The sequence below is a fragment of the Roseateles sp. GW821-FHT09G03 genome, from assembly GCF_059416045.1.
The window spans coordinates 1,576,036-1,595,399 of record NZ_JBWKOK010000001.1 but is presented as its reverse complement, the minus strand read 5'-3'; the positions used below and the strand labels follow the sequence as shown (position 1 = coordinate 1,595,399).

Here is a 19,364-nt window from a genome sequence, read left to right as displayed (position 1 = left end):
ACTACTTCGCCGCGCGACCCCGATCGGCGTCGAAGGGCTCAGAAGCCCTTCATGTCGTACCGCACCCCGACCCAGGCCTGACGGCCCAGACCCTGGTACGTGTAGACCGGCTGCACGTCGCGGTCTGCGACGTTGAGCACCTTGGCCTCCAGGCGCCACTGCGGCAGGAAGCGCCAGGTCGCGCGCAGGTCCGTCACCGCGTAGGCGCCGAGCTGGGCGCCGACATCGGGCCGCGCGCCGACTTCCGTCAGCGATGCCCCGATGCTCCACACGCCGGTGTCGTAATCGGCGGAGACGCTCTCCTGATGCGCCGCGCGACGCGGCAGGCGAGCGCCCGTCTCGACATTGCGCGCGTCGAGGAAGTCGACCGTCGCGGCCAGGCTCAGGTTGCCGAAGCGATGCGTGCCGCTCAGCGTTGCGCCCTGCAGCTTGGCGTGGCCGATGTTGTCCGCGCAGCCGAAGAAGCCTGCCGGGCACTCGGTGCCGGTGGGATCGGGGTTGTAGACGATCAGGTCGCGGACCTTGTTGCGGTACACCGTGGCCGAGGCGCTGCTCGCGCCGGAGCGCCAGTTCACGCCCAGCTCGATGCTGCGGCCGCGTTCGGGCTGGATGTCCGGACGACCGTAGAACGGGTAGTACAGGTCGTTGAAGGTCGGCGCGCGGAAGCTGGTGCCGGCGAGCGCGCGCACCTTGAGCGTCTCGGTGAGCGCGTAGCTCGCGCCCAGCGTGCCGGTCGTGAAGCCGCCGTAGGCGGAGCTGTCGTCGCGCCGCAGGTTGGCCTGCAGCGAGGTCGCGCCGAACTGGCCCGTGTAGCCCGCGATGTAGGCGTTGTTGTGGCGCTTGAGCGTCTCGGTGACGACGCCGTCGGCCTTCTCCGACAGCCGCTCGTAGGCGAGCAGCAGTTGCTGGTCCGGCGCCAGGCGCAGGGCGTTCTGCCAGGTGGCCTGATCGCGGGTCGTCTTGAACGGCAGCGGATCCGGCGCGCCGGCGCGCGAGTCGTCGATGCCGTGCGTCACCTGCGCGGTGGTGGTCCAGATCGGCGAGAGCGTGCCGCGGTAATCGGCGCTGACGACGCGTGTCGTGAGGTGGTTGCGGAAGTCGGGCGTCGGATCGGCCAGGAAGTCCGGCGGGCCGCCGAAGTTGGCGCTGTCGTATTGCGCGTTGAGCTTGTTCTGCGAGGCGCTCACGCCGATGCGGTGGCCCTCCGCGGGCGTGAAGCCCAGGCGCGCCGTGGCCGCCGTGCGGCGGAAGCCGTCGCGGTCCGGGTTGTAGTAGCCGTTGATGTCGTTCGGGCGGATCGCCGACACGCCGTCGCTGGTCTCGCGGCCGATGCTGGCCGCGTAGTCGAAGCCGGCCTGCGCGCCGCTCAGCGCGAAGTCGGCCTTGCGGGCGTTGTATTCGCCGACGGCGACGCCGCTGGTGATGTTCAGCGGGCCCTGGCCGCGGCGGGTGAAGATCTGGATCACGCCGCCGACGGCGTCCGAGCCGTACAGGCCCGAAGCGGGTCCGCGCAGCACTTCGATGCGCTCGATCTGGTCGAGGCTCAAGGCTTCGAAGGCCGCTTGGCCCAGCGTCGCGGAGCCGATGCGCAGGCCGTCGATCATGACGACGGTGCTGTTGGTGTTGGTGCCGCGCAGCAGGTAGCCGGCGGTCTGTCCGGGACCGCCGTTCTGCAGGATCTGCAGGCCGGCGTAGCGGCGCAGGACCTCTTCGACGCTGGCGGCGCCGCTGTCGCGCAAGGTGTCGCGGTCGATCAGGACGATGTCCGCCACGCTCTTGCTCAAGGCTTGCGGTTCGCGCGTGCCGATGACGACGACGGGATCGAGGGAGGTCTGCGCGAAGGCGCTCGACGCGACGATGGACAGGGCGGGCAGGGCGACCAGCGCGGTCGCCGAAGCACGGGCGACGGCGCGCAGCGCGGCGCGGGGAGAAGAGGCTTGCATGTCGGAATCGGAAAAGCAGCGGCAGACGGCCGCTTCCCCGCGGCCGCATGCGGAATGGACGCGCCATCCTCCTGGAAGGACGGCGACGATCCGCCTGTTGGCCGGTATCCGGGCTGTCGGAAGAATGAACCCGTGTTGCCTTCCCGGACGACCGTCCAGTGGTTTCAGACACGAGCCGCGCGCTTCAAGAACGCGCCTTCCGCTTACCGTTGCGGGGGCAGCTCAGGTTGGGGCCACGACCGTGCGGGTGCGGCCCCTCCTGATTCCCGTTGAACTGCGCCGGCAGGGAGCCGGGCGCGAGCACCAACGGGCCGGATGATACCGGGCTGCCTTACATGAACAGGTGCTCGCCGGCGTTTTCTCCGCCGAGGACCACGTAGTTCACCTTGCGCAGATCGCCGAGGGCGCGGCCGCCGGCGTAGGAGATCGAGCTCTGCAGGTCCTCCTCCATCTCGCGCAGCGTGTCGGCCAGATGACCCTTCACGGGCTCGAGGATGCGCTTGCCTTCGACGTGCTTGTACTCGCCCTTGTTGAAGTCGGACGCGGAGCCGTAGTACTCCTTGTAGCGCTTGCCATCGACCTCGACGGTGTTGCCCGGCGATTCCTCATGACCCGCGAAGAGCGAGCCGATCATTACCATCGATGCCCCGAAGCGCACGCTCTTGGCGATGTCGCCGTGATGGCGGATGCCACCGTCGGCAATGATGGGCTTCGTGGCCACGCGGGCACACCACTTCAGCGCCGAGAGCTGCCAGCCGCCGGTGCCGAAACCGGTCTTCAGCCGCGTGATGCAGACCTTGCCCGGTCCGATGCCGACCTTGGTCGCGTCGGCGCCCCAGTTCTCCAGGTCGATGACGCCTTCGGGCGTGCCGACGTTGCCGGCGATGACGAAGGTGTCCGGCAGCTTGTGCTTGATGTGGGCGATCATGCGCTGCACGGCGTCGGCGTGGCCGTGGGCGATGTCGATGGTGATGTAGTCGGCGCCGAGGCCTTCAGCGGCCAGGCGGTCGATGATCGCGTAGTCCGCCTCCTTGACGCCGGCGCTGATGGAGACCAGCAGGCCCTTGTCGCGCATCGTGCGGGCGAAGGCGACGGCATCGAGGTCGAAGCGGTGCATCACGTAGAAGTAGCCGTTGGCGGCCAGCCATTCGGTGATGGACTCGTCGACGACCGTCTTCATGTTCGCGGGCACCGCCGGCAGCTTGAAGCGGCGGGGGCCGAACTCGACGGAAGTGTCGCACTCGCTGCGGCTGTTCACGCGGCACTTGCGCGGCAGCAGCAGGATGTTGTCGTAGTCAAAGATTTCCATGGTCCAAAGTCGCAAAGTCGGGCTGCGTTGATGCAGTGCACGCCCTGGGCTGCGAGCGCTTGACTTGGGACCCGGCCAAAAAAATACCGGGTCCCAAAATTTGGGCCCGGTGACCCATTCTACGCGTGCTGCAGGGAGCCGTCGCCACGCTGCGGTGCAGCATGCATCGTCCGGGGGCTTTTGGGCGCAGTTCGCTAAACTTCGCCCCCTTGGCCCTGCAACGGGCGACATCAGAAGACAAGCCACATGCATTCCGTCGTCATCAGCGGCACCGGGCTCTACCAGCCCCCGCACGTCATCACCAACGCCGAGCTGGTGGACTCGTTCAACCGCTACGTGGACCTGCAGAACGCCGAGCATGCCGAGGCCATCGCCGCCGGCACGCGCGAGGCGCTGGTGCATTCGAACGTGGAGTTCATCGAGAAGGCCTCGGGCATCAAGCAGCGCTACGTGATCGAGAAGGAAGGCGTGCTGGACCCGACGCGCATGTACCCGCGCTTCGCGGAACGCGCGGACGACCAGCTGTCGCTGATGGCGGAGATCGCCGTCGACGCGTCGCGCAAGGCGCTGGCGGCGGCCGGGAAGAAGCCCGAGGACGTGGACGCGGTGTTCTGCTCGGCGGCGAACATGCAGCGCGCGTACCCGGCGATGGCGGTGGAGATCCAGCAGGCGCTGGGCGCGGGCGGCTACGGCTTCGACATGAACGTGGCGTGTTCGTCGGCGACCTTCGCGCTGGAGCAGGCGTACAACGCGGTGCGCTCGGGCGCGTCCAAGTGCGTGCTGATCGTGAATCCGGAGATCACGTCCGCGCACCTGGAATGGAAGGACCGGGACTGCCACTTCATCTTCGGCGACGTGTGCACGGCGATCGTCGTCGAGCGCGCCGACCTGGCGACGGCGACGGAGCAGTGGGAGATCCTGGGCACCAAGCTGGCGACGCAGTTCTCCAACAACATCCGCAACAACTTCGGCTTCATGAACAAGGCCGAGGACAGCGATCCCGACGGGCGCGACAAGACCTTCCGCCAGGAGGGCCGCAAGGTCTTCAAGGAAGTGGTGCCCATCGCCGCGGCGCACATCGAGCACCACCTGGCCGCGCTGCACATCCAGCCGAACGACGTCAGCCGCTACTGGCTGCACCAGGCCAACCTGGGCATGAACCAGCTGGTGATCAAGAAGCTGGTCGGCGGCGAAGCCGGCGCCGAGATCGCGCCGCTGATCCTGGACACGTATGCGAACACGGCATCCGCCGGCTCGGTGATCGCGTTCCACGAGCACCGCGCCAACCTCAAGCAGGGCGACCTGGGAGTGATCTGCTCGTTCGGGGCGGGGTACTCGGTCGGGAGCGTGGTCGTCAAGAAGCGCTGAGCGCCACGCCGGCCCATGGGCCGGCCCGGGCGACTTCCGAGGAACGGGAGCGCTCAGGAAGGTTTTTCAACAGGGAGGGAATATGTCCATTGCCGTCGAATCCGACAGCTCGTCATCGCGTGGTTGGAGCGGGCCGCATCCGAGTGGCCGTGTCGCTGGCGCGCACAAGGTCGTGGGAGTGCTCTATCTGATCCTGGCGTTGCTGTTCACGCTGGGGCTGGTGTTCGGGCGCCAGGGCGCGCTGGATGTCGGCGCGGCCGTGGGGGCCGCCGTCATCTTTGCTTTCGGGGCGGGCCATCTCCTGCTGTCCCGCGCGGCGATGCGCACCCGGAAGTGGGCGCGAGGTCCTAGCATCCTGGTCGCGCTGCCGCTGCTGTTCGCCTTCCCGATCGGCACGTTCTTCGCCGTCGTGATCATCGTCAATTCGGCGAAGAGTTGGGATTGAGCGAGCGCAGGATCAGGTCAGCAGTGGCGTCAGTGCCGGGTCACCGGTCGTCATGGCCCGTTGGTAGGCGGGCCTTTGACCGATGCGCTGGAGATAGTGACGGATGTTTGGATACGGCGCCAGATCGACCGGCATGAACAACCGCATCGTCGTGAGCGAGAAGACGCTCATGATGTCCGCCGCGCTGAAGTCGTCGCCGGCGAAGTAGGGCGCTTGGCCGAGCCGCGCTTCGACGAGCGCCAGCACCTTGTCGAGGCGCTCCTGCGTCGCCGTCAGGACCGGATGGTCGGCCGGCAATGCGCGTCCCAGCGTCATGCGTCGCAGCATCACCGGCTGCAGATTGCCGTTGGCGAAGTGGAACCAGTACAGGAACGGTGCGAAGTCCGGGTGATCGGGGCCGGGCTTCAAACGGCCACTACCGTGTTTCGCGATGAGGTACTCGACGATCGCCGCCGACTCGGCCAGCAGCAGGCCGCCGTCCTCGATCAGCGGCGCGGCGCCGAGCGGATGCAGCGCCTTGAGTTCGGGCGGGGATAGCCGTGTCACCGCATCGCGGGTGTAGCGCTTGATGTCATAGGGAATGCCGAGCTCCTCGCAGAGCCACAAGATGCGTTCCGATTGGGAATGGCCGAGGTGATGGACGGTGATCATGTCGTTCCGATGAGGGCGTTGAAGTGCTTGAGTCAATCCGCGCGCTCGTGTCCGCGGACGGACGTGGGCGCGAAGCCGAAGCGCTCGCGGAAGCGCACGGCGAAGCGGGAAGGCGAGTCGTAGCCCACGGCGCGCGCGATCTCCGAAACGGGCTGCGTGGTCGCCTGGAGCAAGGTCAGCGCGGAGGCCATGCGGGCGTCGACGATTAAGGCCGTCATCGAGGCGCCTTCGGCGGCGAGCCGGCGTCGCAGCGTGGCTTCGGACATCGCCATCGCGCCGGCGACGCGTGCGGTCGTCCAGTCCTCGTCCAACCGTCCGGCGATCAACGCGCGCACGCTGATGGAGACACTGGCATCGACGGGCGCGGATCGCAGCACGAGGCCGTCTTCCAGCAGCCAGTGCATGACCTCCAGCACGCGCTGGCGTGCGATGGCGTCGGGTAACGCGGGGTTCGGGGCGAGCGCCTGCCGGGCGCGCTCGAAGGCTTCGGACAGGCCGGGCCGGACCTTCGACAGCAACCGCACCGGGGCCGGCGGTGGCCCCGTTCGCTCGCTCTGCGCGACGCGGGCGGCGTAGTACGCGTCGTCGAGCAACTCGCCGTCGAAGAGCAGCCAGCGCGCTTCGTACTGCGTTCCCTCGGCGACGAGGTTCGTGAAGTCGACGGTCTGGTTGCCGCTCAGCAGCAGCGCCTGCCGGGGCTGGGCGCGCACGCTGGCCCCGCGAGCCGGCTTGACGGTCTTGATGCCGCGATCGACGAGGATCAGCGCGGGCAGGTCGACGCGCATCCGCAGGATCTGCAAGCCGCGCCCCTGCAGCACGTGGGCCGCGACACCGACGCCAGGGCGGATGTACAGCTCACGGGCCAGCGCGGAGCCGTCGGGCGGCTGGATGGTGCTCGGCTTCACATCGATTCCTCAGGAAGGGATGAATCGATCCTAGCGGGCAAGCCTCACGCCGGTCGTGCGGCGGCGATCAGGTTTGGTGCCGATCCGATCAAGCGCGCCGACGGCGCCAGGCGGCACGGGCCTCAGATGTCCAGCCCATCCTCCAAGTTGAACTCGAACTCCCGTTCCACGATCACGGCGAGCGGCAGTCCGGCGTAGGTGGCCGGCGAGAACCTGGAGCGCTTCATGGCCGCGATGCACAGCTTGTGGAAGGCGCTCGGTGCCTCCGAGATGACCAGGAAGTCGGAGGCCGTGCCGTCGGTGTTGAGGAGGAACATCAGCTTGACCCTGAAACTGCCGGCGTACAGCATGACCTCCGCGTCGAGTTCGACCGGCGAGTCGTCGAGGATGGCGATATTCCCGTAGGCATCGAGATCCATCGCTGGCAGGGGGATCAGCGCATCGACACGCGTGGGGAAGTGCTCGCGGATGAAGGCGTTGTGGGCCTGCACGAGGTTGCCACCGTCCTTGAAGGGCGGGGACAGGTCTTGCTCGGCGCCCGAGAAGGTGAGCGTCATCCGCAGCGTGCGCGGCTCGGCGAGCTTCTGGCAACGCAGTTCCCGCAGCTTGGACTGCGCGGCCAGCAGCAGGTCGGCCCGCCCGTCCCGGAAATCGACGGTATCCACGCGGCCGCGGACGAAGCGCGCATCGACCGTGATGTCGCCGGACACGCGCTGGCCGTTGGCATCGATCGGTGCATGCGGCCGCAAGATCCGGTCGCAGTGGAGCGGCTTCTGAACGTCCGTTCCGCCCGCGTGCGCCGATGTCATTGCGAGCGCCGTCGCACAGGCCACCAGCCAGAATGGGAAGAGTCTGCTCATCCGTAGATCGCTTCGAGCTTTCGCCCGACGAGCGTGGTTTGCGACATCTGAAGGAGGCGGCTGACTTCTTCAGCCAGCGCCAGTTCCTCGGCGGGCAGCAACATGACCGTCGGCGCACTATCCTCGCGGCGGAGCAATTGATCGACCCGCATCGCCGTCGGCGGATGACTGGCGTCCGTCCGCCAGGACCCCGATCGGGAGGCCGCGCGATGCGCGTCGAGGTCGGCATCGCTGACCGCCGCGACGGCGGATCGCACGGCCGGCTCGATCGCGTCATGCGGCTTGGTCAGCGCATGCACGCGGACGGCGGCGTCGACAACCTCGTGCAGATAGGTCTTCTCCAGGACGCCCCGCATCGCTGTCGAACCGGCGACCGACGCCGCCAGCAGGTCCGCGAGATATTCGGCGCGTTGCGACTCCCGCATCACCAGCCAGAGCATGCCGCGGGCCGCCGCGAACAGCAGTTCGGAAACGCCGAGCATCGCCAGTTCGAACGGCAGTCCGACCAGCGACACGATCGGTCCCGCCGCCATGCCCCGTCCGAGCTGTCCGATGTCGAGCGGACGCGCTGCCGTTCCCCAGGCCGCCAGTGTGTCGACCGCATGGCCGAGGAACTGACCGCGCAACGGATCGCCGTTCACGCCGTGCGACAGCTCATGGGCGAGGAGGGCGACCTGCTCGGCCGGTGTCAGGATCGCCATCAACGGGCTGCCGAGCTCGACGTAACGCTCCCGCCGCCAGCCGGCGACGCGATAGTTGGCGTTGAAGTCCGCGGAGACGCCGATGCCGTCCAGTGGCCGCGCCCCGAGCGCGGCCGCGATCCGGTCACTCAACGCATGGAGCGCGGGGAAACGCTCGCGCGTGAGGAGATGGTCAGGCGCTCGCGGGAGTCGGGGACGGGCGGCGATGCACAGCAGCACGAGCGCCACGCCGCCGAGCGGAATGAAGACGTGGGTCCAGGGACCGGTCAGCAGCAGCACGCCGGCCACGCCTGCGGCGAGCCCGGCGCCATGTACCAGCAGGGCCAGCAGATAGGCCAGCGCGAGTCGGCCGGACCACCTTGCGCGAGCGCGCCGGGTCGCGACCAGATCTTCCCGCGAGACCTCTTCCAGCAGATCGCTGGACAGGCGCTCGCCCAACTGTCGGCGGACGCTTTCCCAACGCCCGATGGCCGTCGTGGACGACGGTTCGATGGCCGCGGCCATGCCTCACTCCCTGCATCGTTCTATTGAACGTGGAGCATACAAGCGGCGTTCATCGGGCTGCAGTAGGGCGCGCCCTCGCCGGGCATGAGCCCGGCGGTGTCACCGCCCGCTCGCCTCGATCCGGATCTCATCCCGGCGGCACGTGCCGCCGCCGCTGCCGCTGGGCTGATCGCCGAGCAACTGCTTCAGCGTGCCACCGGCCTTGTAGTCGCGCGGCAGCTTCACCTGGATCTCGGTGAGGTACTGCCCCGAGCACATCAGCTTCACGCTGTCGCGGTACGCGTCGCTGCCGGTCTCCGCCTGCAGCTTCTCGTAGAAGGTCTTGCGCGAGATCGCCCCGCCGATGTTCTGGCGGATGTACTTGCCGACGCCCGAATCGTTGAACTGCTTCACCAGATCGACCGCGCGGCGGAAGTAGGCGTCCGGGTTCAGCGTCGTCTGGCAGGTGCCGTGCTTGCGCCACTCGTGCTCGCCGAATCCCTTTTCGTAGAGGAAGTTCGGCATCCACGGGCCGATGTACGAGACCGTCTCCTTCGACAGGCTCAGCGGCGCATTGCCACAGTCGCCGTAGCTGATCCCGCATTGCTGCCGGTTGGGCCACAGGCCGTGCAGCGTCAGGTTGGTCACCGTAAGCTTGCCGTCCTCCATGGCCTCGCATTCGGGCTTGCCGCGCCGGCCACCCGCCGTCCATTCGCAGAAGCCGGGCTGCCACGACATCGCCAGCACGAAGCTGTCGTACTGGTCCGGCGTCTTGCACATGCCCTGGCCGGTGGCCGCCGTGGCGGTGTCACCCGATGGCGCGCGGGCGCCGGGTGATGTGGCGGTCGAGGTCGACGGCGCGGCACCGCCCGCGGCCGCGCCGCAGTCGTTCTGCACCCAGCGCTCCGGCGGTCGCGCACCGGGCACCTGCACGCGCGTCCAGCCCGCGTTGTGCGACTCCAGGATCGTGTAGCCCGTGCCCGGCGACAGCTTCGCGCCGTCCGGGTTGGTGCTCTTCCTGAAGGACTGGAAGGCCTCGCAGGCGCGCGAGGCGGTGAAGGTGCCGCTCGCGGGATCGGCCCAGGCCGAGGGCAGGGCGCTGATCACCAGCGACAAGGCGGCGATTCGGAGAGCGAGGCGCATGGTGTCAATCGATGCTGTCGGGACAGCCGGCTTTGTACGTCATCTCGACGTCGTCGGGAACGAACCGTGGCTCGTCGAGGCGTCAGAAGCCGATCGACACGCCGACGCCCAGCACCCAATCCGCCGTCTGCTTCGTCAGGCCGCGGTTGATGGACGCGTCGAGTTGAAGCCGGCGATCAACAAGCCAGGTGACGCCGGTGCCAGCGGAGATGCTCCGCCCGCCGTTGCGGTTGGACGCGAGCTGGTCGCCGGCGACTTCGACGTAGCCCTTCCACGCCTCCGCGATCGGCCAGCCCAGCGATGCGCCGAGGATGCCGCCGACGAAATGTTTGCCGTCATCGCGGCTGTCGCGGTACAGCCCGCCGATCACGCCGGCCGACCAGTCGTGCGGCAGGTCCCATTCCGACGTCAGTCGCAGCGAGGGACGCAAGCCCTGACCCCGGAAGGCGGACGAGCCGCTGTCCATGTCCACGTTCAGCAGCCACGCGAGCCCGGGCTTGTTGCGTTCGGCGTCGCCGTCCTGCACGTGCCACTTCACGCCGAGCGCCGTGTCGGCCCAGCCGCTGACCTTGGCGGTCCCGCTGCTGTCCGATGCGCGCAGGCGCTGGTAGCCGTCGGTCTCGACGCGGAACTCCCAGTCCTCGGCGAAGCCGAAACGCAGCAGCGTCGGCGTCGACCACAGCCGGCTGCGCACGCCGTCGCTCTTGTCGCGCTGGTAGCCGAGGCCCGTCTCCAGCAGCGCGCGGCCTTTGCCGACGGTGCTGCTCGATTCGACGATGCCCGGCTGGTCGGGCTCGATCGCGTCGTCGGGGCCATCCGCCGCGGAGGCAGGGCCGGCGAGGGCGGCCAGCGTGGCGGCCAGGGCGGCCAGCACGGCGACATGAAGGCCCGCCAGCCAGCCTCCGGACAAGGTGTCGGTCTTCATCGCAGGTCTCTCCTCCGCGTCAGTTCGACGTCGAGTTCATCGTGGTCGCCGAGTGTTCCGTGGCCGCCGTGATCATCGCTGACCGGGGGCGATCGGTCACTGCCCGCCGCTGCGGTCGCCGCCCATCCACCAGGACGGCGGCACGCCCGAGGCGCCCGTCGCGGGCCCCGAGGCCGCGTCCGAGGCCGGCAGCGGCGGCGGCATCGGACCGATCGTCTTCAGCCCCGCGTCGCCCGCGTACTCGCTGAAGACCCAGTCCGGGCCGAATGGGCCTTCCTCCTGCACGAGCCCGCCGTCCTTGGGCGGCTCGATCTCGGAGGGCTTGATGTCCTTCAGCGCGACCTGCATGTAGTCGATCCACGCCGGCAGCGCGATGCCGCCGCCGGATTCGCCCGCGCCCAGGCTGCGCGGCTGGTCGTAGCCGATCCAGACCACCGTCGCGACGCGCCGCTGGAAGCCCGCGAACCACGCGTCCACCGCATCGTTCGTCGTGCCGGTCTTGCCGTACAGGTCGTAGCGCTTGAGCGACGCGCTCGCCTTGTAGGCGGTGCCGCGGATCGCCACCTCGCGCAACAGCGAGCCGGTGATGAACGCGTTGCGCTCGCTGATCGCGCGGCGGTCGTCGGTGAGCTTTTCCGGCTCCGCCTGGAACAGCACCTGGTTCTGCGCATCCACGATCTTGGTCACCAGCAGCGGCTTGAGCAGGTAGCCGCCGTTGGCGAAGACCGAATAGGCGCTGGCCATCTGCAGCGGCGTCACCGAGCCCGAACCGAGCGCGAGCGTCAGGTTCTCCGGCTGCTTCTCGAGGTCGACGCCGAACTTGGCCGCCCAGGCGCGCCCGCGCGCCGGCGTGAGCTGCTCCAGCACCCGGATCGTGACCATGTTCTTGGACTTCGCCAGCGCCTGGCGCAAGGTCATCGGGCCGTCGAAGTTGCCGTCGGAGTTGCGCGGATTCCAGTCGCCGACCGAGATCGGCGCATCGTCGACCAGCGTCGCGGGACTCGCGCCGACTTCCATCGCGCCCGAGTAGATGAAGGGCTTGAAGCTCGAGCCCGGCTGACGCCATGCCTGCGTCGCGTGGTTGAACTGGTTGCGGTTGAAGTCGAAGCCGCCGACCAGCGCCAGGATCTTGCCGCTGTCGGGCTCGACCGACACCAGCGCGCCCTCGGCCTCCGGCGACTGCGTCACCGCCCAGGCGCCCTTGGGGAACGCCTTGGTCGGCGCCCCGCGCAGCACGCGGATGATGGAGCCGCGCTGGATGCGCAGGTCGGCCTTGGCCTTGGGCGACAGCGCCGATTGCACCGAGCGCAGGCCTTCGCCCTGGATCTCGATGTCGTCGCCGTCGGACAGGCTCGCCTGGAGCTTGTTGTTCCCGACCTGCGTGACGACCGCGGTGCGCAGGTCGTCGTTGTCCGGATGCTCGTTGAACACCTGAGAGATCGCGGCGTCCTGCTCCTGGGCGTCCATGCCGTCGGGCAGGTCCACGTCGCCTTCCGGACCGCGCCAGGCCTTGCGGCGCTCGTAGTCCATCAGCGTGCGGCGCAGCGCCTTGTACGCCGCGATCTGGTCGTCCATGCGCAGCGTTGTCGTCACGCGCAGGCCGCGGTTGTAGGCCTCCTCGCCGTACTGGGCGTGCACGACCTGGCGCACCATCTCCGTCGCGTACTGGCCGTAGGGCAGGCGCTGGTCTTGCACGGTGCGCAGCTTCAACGGTTCCTCGCGGGCCTGCTTCGCCTGCTCCGGCGTGATCATGCCGACGTCGACCATGCGCATCAGCACCGTCGCCTGGCGGCGCTGCGCCAGTTTCAGGTTGGTGATGGGATTGGCGCGGTACGGGCTCTGCGGCAGACCGGCCAGCATCGCCGTCTCCGCGATCGACAGGTCCTTGAGCGACTTGCCGAAGTAGGCCTGCGCCGCCGCCTCGAAGCCGTAGGCCCGCTGACCCAGATAGATCTGGTTCATGTAGACCTCGAGGATCTTGTCCTTGGACAGCTGGCTCTCGATCTTGAAGGCCAGCAGGATCTCCACGATCTTGCGGGTGTAGAGCTTCTTCTTCGTGAGGTAGAGGTCGCGTGCAAGCTGCTGCGTGATCGTCGAGGCGCCCTGGCTGCGCGAGGACGAGAACAGGTTGACCCAGAACGCCCGCATCATCCCGGGCACGTAGACGCCCTGGTGGTCGTAGAAGTTGGTGTCCTCGACCGCGAGCAGCGCCTGCTGCATCTGCTTGGGGATCTTCTCCAGCGGCAGGTAGCTGCGGCGCTCGGTGCCGTACTCGGCGAGCAGTTGGCCGTCCTCGGAATAGACGCGCAGCGGCTGCTTGGGGTTGTAGTCGGTCAGGCGGTCCAGGTCGGGCAGGCCCGGCCAGATGACGGCGGCCACGCCGGCGACCAGCAGCGTCAGGGCCAGCACGCCGGCGCCCGCCCAGACGGCGATGCGCTTCCAGGTGGGCAGTTCACGCAGCGAGTCCCGGATCGGCGCGGTGCGGCGCCAGAGCGCCAGGAAGAATCCGGCCAGGGACAGTGCGATGTTGCGGGCGATTTGAGCGATCTGCTGCATGCGGGGCGCACGAGTTCAAGTCGGCGGATTATCGTCAGACATCCGGGGCTGTCCCGGCTCGGGTGCGCACGGCAACAATCCGTACACAGAAGACACACGGCCGATGCACATGGGCCGGAATCCCTCGCCCCCAGGGCATCAACCGTGCCCGAGGTCCAGCGTCAGGAAGACCAGCGCGTTGAGCGCGAAGTGCAGCCCGATGGCCACCTCGATGCGGCGGGACAGCGTGTAGGCCAGGCCGTAGCCCAGGCCGGCCAGCATGGCCAGGGCCACGTAGAGGGTGCCGCCCGGCGCATGGGCCAGGCCGAACAGCACGGTGGCCAGCAGGACCGGCAGCCAGCCGTTCAGGGTGCGCAGGTCGGAGCCCAGCCGGCGTGCCAGCAGGCCCTGGATGACGCCGCGGAAGGCGGCTTCCTCGGCGACGCAGGTCAGGAAGAGGTTGGCGGCCAGGTACAGCCCGGCGTTGTCCGGCCAGCGCAGCGTCGGACGGCCGATGCCGCCGATCACGGCCAGCAGCCAGGGCAGGACGAGCGTCGCGGCGAGGACCACCCAGAGCCAGAAGCCCGGGATGCCTCGAACTCCCGGCACGTCGGGGGAGGATGTCGACGCGATGCCTTCCGACCGTCTGCGTTGTTGCGACGCCAGCACCGCCAGCATCAGCATGCCGGCGACGCCCTTGTCGAAGTTCAGGTATTTCAGCGATGGCGGGCGGGCGTCGGACGTCGTGGCCAGGTAGGTCGGGTTCAGGAATCCCGGCAGCAGGTGCAGCGCCAGCGCGAAGCCGATCACCAGCATCAGCAGCATCAACGCCGCCTCGCGACGCGGGCGGTGGCGGGCCTCGATCGCCATCCAGGCCAGGGCCGCCAGCGCGGCCACCGGCACCATCGCGGCGATGGTGAGCTGGCCGTGCACCAGCCCGGCGGTCACCGCCATGATCAGCAGCGACAGCCAGGGCCAGGGGGCTCGCACCGGCAACAGGGTCGCGGCGATCGACAGGCACAGGAGCAGGTGGCTGAGCGGCATCGGGATCAGGGGGGCGGGGGTTGGGTGTCAGGGGCAATCGCGCCGCAGTATCCGCGAAGCGGACGCCAGGCCTCCCGAAGGGCGGGGATCCTGGCCCGATGGCCGCCCCGTCTCCCCAGCGCCGCCGCCCCGCTGAGGTATCGTCCCGCCCCATGCACGAGATGACTTTCTACTGGCACGACTACGAGACCTTCGGGCGCGTGCCGCGCCGCGACCGGCCGGCGCAGTTCGCCGGCATCCGCACCGATGCGGACCTGAACGAGATCGGCGATCCGCTGATGGTGTACTGCCAGCCGCCCACCGATTCGCTGCCCGATCCCGAGTCCTGCCTGCTGACGGGCATCCTCCCGCAGACCTGCGCCGAGCAGGGCCTGGCCGAGCACCGCTTCGCCGCCGACATCCACGCCGAGCTGTCGCGCCCCGGAACCGTCGGGCTGGGCTACAACACGATCCGCTTCGACGACGAGGTGACGCGTTTCCTGTTCTGGCGCAACCTCATCGATCCCTACGGCCGTGAATGGCAGAACGACTGCGGCCGCTGGGACCTGCTGGACGTCGTGCGCTGCGCCTACGCGCTGCGTCCGGAAGGCATCGAATGGCCGAAGCACGAGGACGGCCGCCCGTCCTTCAAGCTGGAGCACCTGACCGCCGCCAACGGCCTGGCCCACGAGGCGGCGCACGATGCGCTGTCCGACGTGCGCGCGACGATCGCGCTGGCCCGCCTGATCAAGGACAAGCAGCCGCGGCTGTGGGACTTCTGCCTGAAGCTGCGCCGAAAGGACGCCGTCTGGGCGGAGATCGGCATGAACCGGCCCTTCCTCCACGTGTCGGGCATGTACGGCACGGAGCGCGGCTGCATCGCGCTGGTCTGGCCGCTGGCGCCGCACCCGACCAACAAGAACGAGCTGATCGTCTGGGACCTGGGCAGCGATCCGGCCGAGCTGCTGGCGCTGGACGCCGAGGCGATCCGCCTGCGGATGTACACCAAGCAGGAGCTGCTGCCCGAGGGCGTGACGCGGTTGCCGATCAAGACCATCCACGTCAACAAGTCGCCGATCGTGATCTCGTCGATGAAGATCCTGTCGCCCGAGATGGCGGCGCGATGGGGCCTGGACCTCGCGCAGGGGCAGGCGCATGCGCAGACGCTGGCGACGCGCGGCGGGGAACTCGCGCGGCTGTGGCCGCAGGTGTTCCAGCGCCCGGCGGGCGAGGGCGGCGTCGACGTCGACGAGGACCTGTACGGCGGTTTCGTCTCGAACGACGACCGCCGCTCGCTGGAGCGCCTGCGCGGCCTGTCGCCCGAGTCGCTGGCCGACCGCGTGGCGCAGGGCAAGGTCGCCTTCGAGGACGCGCGGCTGGAGGAGATCCTGTTCCGCTACCGCGCGCGCAACTTCCCCGACAGCCTGACCACGGACGAGCAGGCCCGCTGGGAGCACCACCGGGCCGCCCGGCTGCACCTGGGCGAGGGTGGCGCGCAGACGCTGGAAGCCTTCTTCGAGCGCATCGACACGCTGGCCCAGACGGCGGAGGAGTCGGAGGACGAGCGCGCCACCGACATCCTGTCCGCCCTGTACGAGTGGGCCGAACAGATCGCTCCTCCACCGCCCTGAGCTCCGGTACGGCCCGCCCGGACTCCCTGGAACCGGGTTGTCTCCGGGCTTTCCAGGACCGGGCAAAACGGGTACACCTCTGCCATACGCCAGGAGACGACATGCAATCCCAACACGACGCCGCCGATCCGATCGCCGCCCGCATGCGGGCGATGCTGGTGCGGGCGCCGCTGGCCGTGGCCTTCGTGGCCGCCGGCCGCTTCGAGGTGGTCAGCGAGCACTTCAACCACCTGTTCGGCCACGGCGACGAGACCGACCTGACCGGCACCGACCAGCGCGCGTCGGTCGTGTCGGATTCGGCCCACCAGGCGCTGCAGGCCCGCATGGGCTCCGCCTTCGGCGCGGGACGGCCGCTGGACGAGGAGGTCGAATTCGTCCGCCGCGACGGCTCGCGCTTCTGGGGCCGGTTGCAGGCGACGCCGGTGCACTGGGAACAGCCCGCGGGCGAGTCGATGTGGATCCTCGATGACGTCACCGCCGCCCGCCAGCAGCGGCTGCAGCCGACCTGGTCCGCCAAGCACGACGAGGTCACCGAGCTCTCCAACCGCCGCGAGATGGAACGCCGTCTGGCCGAACACGTCGGCAGCCGCCGGCATGAGCCGGTGTCGGTGCTCTTCGTCGACATCGACAAGTTCAGCGAGATCCAGCAGGGCATGGGGGCGGAGGTCGCCGACCACTTCCTGTATGGACTCGGGCAGATGCTCATCACCAAGGTGCGGGCGTCCGACACCGTCGCGCGGCTGGAGAACGACCATTTCGTCGTGCTGCTGCCGGACTGCGACCAGCATTACGCCCAGATCGTCGCGGAGAAGATCCGCTCCTCGATCGCCGGCTATCGGCTGCGCTGGGGCCTGCACCGGGCGCGCGTGAAGGCGAGCCTGGGCGTGGTGCAGCTGCAGCCGTCGCTGGACACCGTGGATGCGGTGCTCGGCGCGGGGCAGTTGGCCTGCACCGAGGCCAAGGCCGCTGGCGGGGATTCGGTCCGTGTGTTCATCTCGAGCGGGAGCTACGAGGAACTGGCGGGGGCGTGAGGCTTCCGGACTGCTGGAGTCTCCCGGACTCCGCAACGCCAGGCGCGGCCCATCACAGGGCATGAGGGCTCCCTCCAGGACCCTCAAGCCCTATTCCGGGCCCAGTGACGCCTCTGCCCTCGTGAGAGGACTCGTGGTGGGCGTGGGGCTGCCGGCTCAGTACTCGAACGAGGCGTTCACGCTGACCGTGCGCGGCGTGCCGAGCACCAGGTAGCCGCTGTTCGGGAAGCCGCCCGAGGACGCCCAGTAGTTGCGGTCGGCCACGTTGTCGACACGGGCGCGCAGCGTGACCAGGTGACCGCGGAAGTCCAGCGCGTAGCGCGCGCCCAGGTCCACGCGGCCCCAGCCCGGCACGCTCAGCGTGTTGGTCGCGTTGGCGTAGACGCTGCCCGTGGCGATCATGCGCGCGTCGAGTGACAGGCCTTGCACGCCCGGCACGTTCCATTCGGTGCCCAGGTTCAGCATCGTGCGCGGGACGCCGATGACGCGCTTGCCGTCGGTCGTCGCGACGCCGGTGCTTTTCTGCTCGGCATCCAGCCAGGTCAGACCGCCCAGCAGCTTCAGGCCGGGCATCGGCTCGCCGAAGGCGGTCAGCTCGATGCCCTGGTGCCGGTCCTCGCCCTGGGCCTCGAAGCCCAGCGTGCTCGTCACGACGCCGCGCGGCTTGGCCGTCGAGAAGAACGCGAGCCCGCCGCCCACGCGGCCGGCATCGACCTTCAGGCCGACTTCCTTCTGGCGGGACAGGTAGGGGTCCAGCACCTTGCCGATGGCGGCCGTCGCGGTCGACGGCGCCGAGTCGCCCTGCGTCAGGCCCTCGATGTAGTTGCCGTAGACGGACAGCCACTTGCTGAACTTGAACACCACGCCGCCCATCGGGCTCGTCTTGCTGCGGTCGTAGGGCGCGCCCGGCGCCCCGGTGTTGTAGGCGTAGGTGCGCAGGTCCAGCGACTGGTGTCGCGCACCGAGCGTGACGCGCAGCGCGTCGTCCAGCATCACCAGCGTGTCGGCCACGGCGATGCTGCGCAGGCGGGTCATGCCGGTGGTGGCGGGATCCTCCAGCCGGTTGCTGATCGAGATCAGCGTGGGCAGCGGCGCGGAACCTTCGCCGTAGAGGTTGGTGGGGATCAGGCGCGGCGTCGCGGCGGTCGTGGACACACCGAAGGCGGCGCGCTTGTCGAGCCGGAAGACGTTCGCCGAAGCGACCAGTTCATGCTTCACCGGACCGGTGGTCAGCAGGCCGCGCAGGCCGACCTCGCCGGTGCGGACGCGGTCCTCCCGCGTGTTGTCGAAGCGGGACGTGGTCGCGGCGCCGGTGGTGCTGTTGGTGAGGGTCAGGTTGGCCAGTGAATTGGCCTCGTCGCTGCTGCGCGCGCCCGCGGCGAACCACGCGGTCCAGCCGGTGCCCAGCCAGCGGTCCAGGTCGACCTCGCCACGCAGCGTGCCGAACAGGTCGCGCTCGTTGGAGTAGCTCCACGGCTGCGCCCAGTTGGCCTCGCTGTCGGGGGCCGTGGGCACCGCGGTGGCGGTCGCGCCCAGGGTGACGTTGGTGCGGGTGCGCTTGAGCTTGTGATCCTGGTAGCCGACGTCGGCGGACAGGCGCACGTCGCGCGCGCGCCAGTCCAGGCCGACCGAGGCCATGCCGAGGTTGACGCTTTCCTTGTCCACGCCGGTGTCGCCGGCGCGCGAGGCCAGGTTGACGCGCACGCCGGTGGCGTTGTCCGGACCGAAACGCCGCGCCACGTCGACCGCCAGGATGGTCTGCCCGCCGCTGGCCGTGCCCACCGTCATCTGCGTGAGCGGCAGGCTGGGCGCGCGCTTGGGCAGCAGGTTGATCGAGCCGCCGATGGCGTCGCTGTTGGGCGTCGAGCCGTTGAGGAAGGCCGAGGCGCCGCGCAGCACTTCCACGCGCTCGAAGAGTTCGGCCGAGATGTACTGGCGCGGCAGCAGGGCGTACAGCCCGTTGTAGGCGACGCTGTCGGAATTCAGGATGAAGCCGCGGATGAAGTAGCTCTCCTGGAAGTTGCCGAAGCCGCGGGCGACGCGCACGCCGGGGTCGTTCAGCAGCACGTCGCCGACGCTGTGCGCCTGCGTGTTCTGGATCAGTTCGTTGGTGTAGGCCGTGGTGCTGAACGGCGTGTCCATGATGTCCTGGTTGCCGAGCAGGCCGACCCGGCCGCCGCGCGCCACCTGGCCGCCGGCATAGGACTTGACCAGGCCGCCGCGCGAGGCGTCCGCGCTGGCTTCGACGACGACCTTCTGCAGTTGCGTCGTGGAAGCGGCCGTTGCTGCCGCCGAAGCTGCCGCTCCCGGGGCTTGCGGAGCCGACTGGGCGAATGCGCCGCCGTGCAGCGCGGCGGTCAGGGCGAGCGCCAAAGGCGCGAGGGCAGGTCGGAGAGCGACGGACGACATGG

15 protein-coding genes and 1 riboswitch are annotated in these 19,364 nt (G+C 69.1%); of the genes, 4 read left to right on the top strand and 11 right to left on the bottom strand.

Going from position 1 to position 19,364, the window contains the following annotated elements:
- Positions 1-38: 38 nt before the first annotated feature.
- Both AC07OZ_RS07140 and AC07OZ_RS07135 read right to left on the bottom strand, forming a co-directional pair.
- Positions 39-1,943 carry a TonB-dependent receptor domain-containing protein gene (locus tag AC07OZ_RS07140; protein WP_495466443.1) on the bottom strand — a complete coding sequence of 635 codons (1,905 nt, stop codon included), beginning with the start codon at positions 1,941-1,943 and terminating at the stop codon, positions 39-41.
- An 82-nt stretch (positions 1,944-2,025) separates the two neighbouring features.
- A riboswitch (cobalamin riboswitch) is annotated at positions 2,026-2,266 on the bottom strand.
- Positions 2,267-2,274: 8 nt separating this feature from the next.
- Complete coding sequence (locus AC07OZ_RS07135) at positions 2,275-3,252, bottom strand: GMP reductase (RefSeq protein ID WP_495466442.1); 978 nt, start codon at positions 3,250-3,252, stop codon at positions 2,275-2,277.
- A 246-nt stretch (positions 3,253-3,498) separates the two neighbouring features.
- On the opposite strand from AC07OZ_RS07135, the gene AC07OZ_RS07130 reads away from it, so the two are divergent.
- Together AC07OZ_RS07130 and AC07OZ_RS07125 are read left to right on the top strand one after the other, a co-directional pair.
- A complete protein-coding gene (locus tag AC07OZ_RS07130) occupies positions 3,499-4,620 on the top strand; it encodes a beta-ketoacyl-ACP synthase III (protein ID WP_495466441.1) in 1,122 nt (373 codons plus the stop codon).
- 82 nt (positions 4,621-4,702) lie between these two features.
- The gene (locus tag AC07OZ_RS07125; RefSeq protein WP_495466440.1) at positions 4,703-5,065 is read left to right on the top strand and encodes a hypothetical protein; all 363 of its coding nucleotides are present in this window, start codon (positions 4,703-4,705) and stop codon (positions 5,063-5,065) included.
- 12 nt (positions 5,066-5,077) lie between these two features.
- Here the strand turns inward: AC07OZ_RS07125 and AC07OZ_RS07120 are convergent, their stop codons facing one another.
- The 8 genes from AC07OZ_RS07120 to AC07OZ_RS07085 form a co-directional block, all read right to left on the bottom strand.
- The gene (locus tag AC07OZ_RS07120; protein WP_495466439.1) at positions 5,078-5,716 is read right to left on the bottom strand and encodes a glutathione S-transferase family protein; all 639 of its coding nucleotides are present in this window, start codon (positions 5,714-5,716) and stop codon (positions 5,078-5,080) included.
- Positions 5,717-5,748: 32 nt separating this feature from the next.
- Positions 5,749-6,621 carry a helix-turn-helix transcriptional regulator gene (locus AC07OZ_RS07115; RefSeq protein ID WP_495466438.1) on the bottom strand — a complete coding sequence of 291 codons (873 nt, stop codon included), beginning with the start codon at positions 6,619-6,621 and terminating at the stop codon, positions 5,749-5,751.
- A 122-nt stretch (positions 6,622-6,743) separates the two neighbouring features.
- Positions 6,744-7,481, bottom strand: coding sequence for an energy transducer TonB (locus AC07OZ_RS07110; RefSeq protein ID WP_495466437.1), 738 nt, complete (start codon positions 7,479-7,481; stop codon positions 6,744-6,746).
- Positions 7,478-8,686, bottom strand: a complete 1,209-nt coding sequence (locus AC07OZ_RS07105) for a M48 family metalloprotease (protein ID WP_495466436.1) — start codon at positions 8,684-8,686, stop codon at positions 7,478-7,480. The genes AC07OZ_RS07110 and AC07OZ_RS07105 overlap by 4 nt, the downstream gene beginning before the upstream one ends.
- Positions 8,687-8,785: 99 nt before the next feature.
- A complete protein-coding gene (locus tag AC07OZ_RS07100; RefSeq protein WP_495466435.1) occupies positions 8,786-9,808 on the bottom strand; it encodes a ribonuclease T2 family protein in 1,023 nt (340 codons plus the stop codon).
- An 82-nt stretch (positions 9,809-9,890) separates the two neighbouring features.
- Positions 9,891-10,733 (bottom strand): transporter, encoded by an 843-nt coding sequence (locus tag AC07OZ_RS07095; protein WP_495466434.1) that lies wholly within the window; start codon positions 10,731-10,733, stop codon positions 9,891-9,893.
- Between the two features lie 96 nt (positions 10,734-10,829).
- The gene (locus AC07OZ_RS07090; RefSeq protein ID WP_495466433.1) at positions 10,830-13,289 is read right to left on the bottom strand and encodes a penicillin-binding protein 1A; all 2,460 of its coding nucleotides are present in this window, start codon (positions 13,287-13,289) and stop codon (positions 10,830-10,832) included.
- A gap of 138 nt (positions 13,290-13,427) precedes the next feature.
- Positions 13,428-14,312 carry a CPBP family intramembrane glutamic endopeptidase gene (locus AC07OZ_RS07085; protein WP_495466432.1) on the bottom strand — a complete coding sequence of 295 codons (885 nt, stop codon included), beginning with the start codon at positions 14,310-14,312 and terminating at the stop codon, positions 13,428-13,430.
- A 152-nt stretch (positions 14,313-14,464) separates the two neighbouring features.
- On the opposite strand from AC07OZ_RS07085, the gene sbcB reads away from it, so the two are divergent.
- On the top strand, positions 14,465-15,922 hold the full coding sequence (sbcB, locus tag AC07OZ_RS07080) for an exodeoxyribonuclease I (protein ID WP_495466431.1): 1,458 nt from the start codon (positions 14,465-14,467) through the stop codon (positions 15,920-15,922).
- 101 nt (positions 15,923-16,023) lie between these two features.
- Positions 16,024-16,953: a GGDEF domain-containing protein gene (locus AC07OZ_RS07075; RefSeq protein ID WP_495466430.1), complete on the top strand. Its 930-nt coding sequence runs from the start codon at positions 16,024-16,026 to the stop codon at positions 16,951-16,953.
- A 156-nt stretch (positions 16,954-17,109) separates the two neighbouring features.
- Here the strand turns inward: AC07OZ_RS07075 and AC07OZ_RS07070 are convergent, their stop codons facing one another.
- Positions 17,110-19,362 carry a TonB-dependent receptor gene (locus tag AC07OZ_RS07070; RefSeq protein ID WP_495466429.1) on the bottom strand — a complete coding sequence of 751 codons (2,253 nt, stop codon included), beginning with the start codon at positions 19,360-19,362 and terminating at the stop codon, positions 17,110-17,112.
- Positions 19,363-19,364 lie beyond the last annotated feature (2 nt).

Coding starts and splice junctions, on each gene's coding strand:
- AC07OZ_RS07140 (WP_495466443.1), bottom strand. CDS start 1,943: ATGCAAGCCTCTTCTCCCCGCGCCGCGCTGCGCGCCGTCGCCCGTGCT.
- AC07OZ_RS07135 (WP_495466442.1), bottom strand. CDS start 3,252: ATGGAAATCTTTGACTACGACAACATCCTGCTGCTGCCGCGCAAGTGC.
- AC07OZ_RS07130 (WP_495466441.1), top strand. CDS start 3,499: ATGCATTCCGTCGTCATCAGCGGCACCGGGCTCTACCAGCCCCCGCAC.
- AC07OZ_RS07125 (WP_495466440.1), top strand. CDS start 4,703: ATGTCCATTGCCGTCGAATCCGACAGCTCGTCATCGCGTGGTTGGAGC.
- AC07OZ_RS07120 (WP_495466439.1), bottom strand. CDS start 5,716: ATGATCACCGTCCATCACCTCGGCCATTCCCAATCGGAACGCATCTTG.
- AC07OZ_RS07110 (WP_495466437.1), bottom strand. CDS start 7,481: ATGAGCAGACTCTTCCCATTCTGGCTGGTGGCCTGTGCGACGGCGCTC.
- AC07OZ_RS07105 (WP_495466436.1), bottom strand. CDS start 8,686: ATGGCCGCGGCCATCGAACCGTCGTCCACGACGGCCATCGGGCGTTGG.
- AC07OZ_RS07100 (WP_495466435.1), bottom strand. CDS start 9,808: ATGCGCCTCGCTCTCCGAATCGCCGCCTTGTCGCTGGTGATCAGCGCC.
- AC07OZ_RS07095 (WP_495466434.1), bottom strand. CDS start 10,733: ATGAAGACCGACACCTTGTCCGGAGGCTGGCTGGCGGGCCTTCATGTC.
- AC07OZ_RS07090 (WP_495466433.1), bottom strand. CDS start 13,289: ATGCAGCAGATCGCTCAAATCGCCCGCAACATCGCACTGTCCCTGGCC.
- AC07OZ_RS07085 (WP_495466432.1), bottom strand. CDS start 14,312: ATGCCGCTCAGCCACCTGCTCCTGTGCCTGTCGATCGCCGCGACCCTG.
- sbcB (WP_495466431.1), top strand. CDS start 14,465: ATGCACGAGATGACTTTCTACTGGCACGACTACGAGACCTTCGGGCGC.
- AC07OZ_RS07075 (WP_495466430.1), top strand. CDS start 16,024: ATGCAATCCCAACACGACGCCGCCGATCCGATCGCCGCCCGCATGCGG.
- AC07OZ_RS07070 (WP_495466429.1), bottom strand. CDS start 19,362: ATGTCGTCCGTCGCTCTCCGACCTGCCCTCGCGCCTTTGGCGCTCGCC.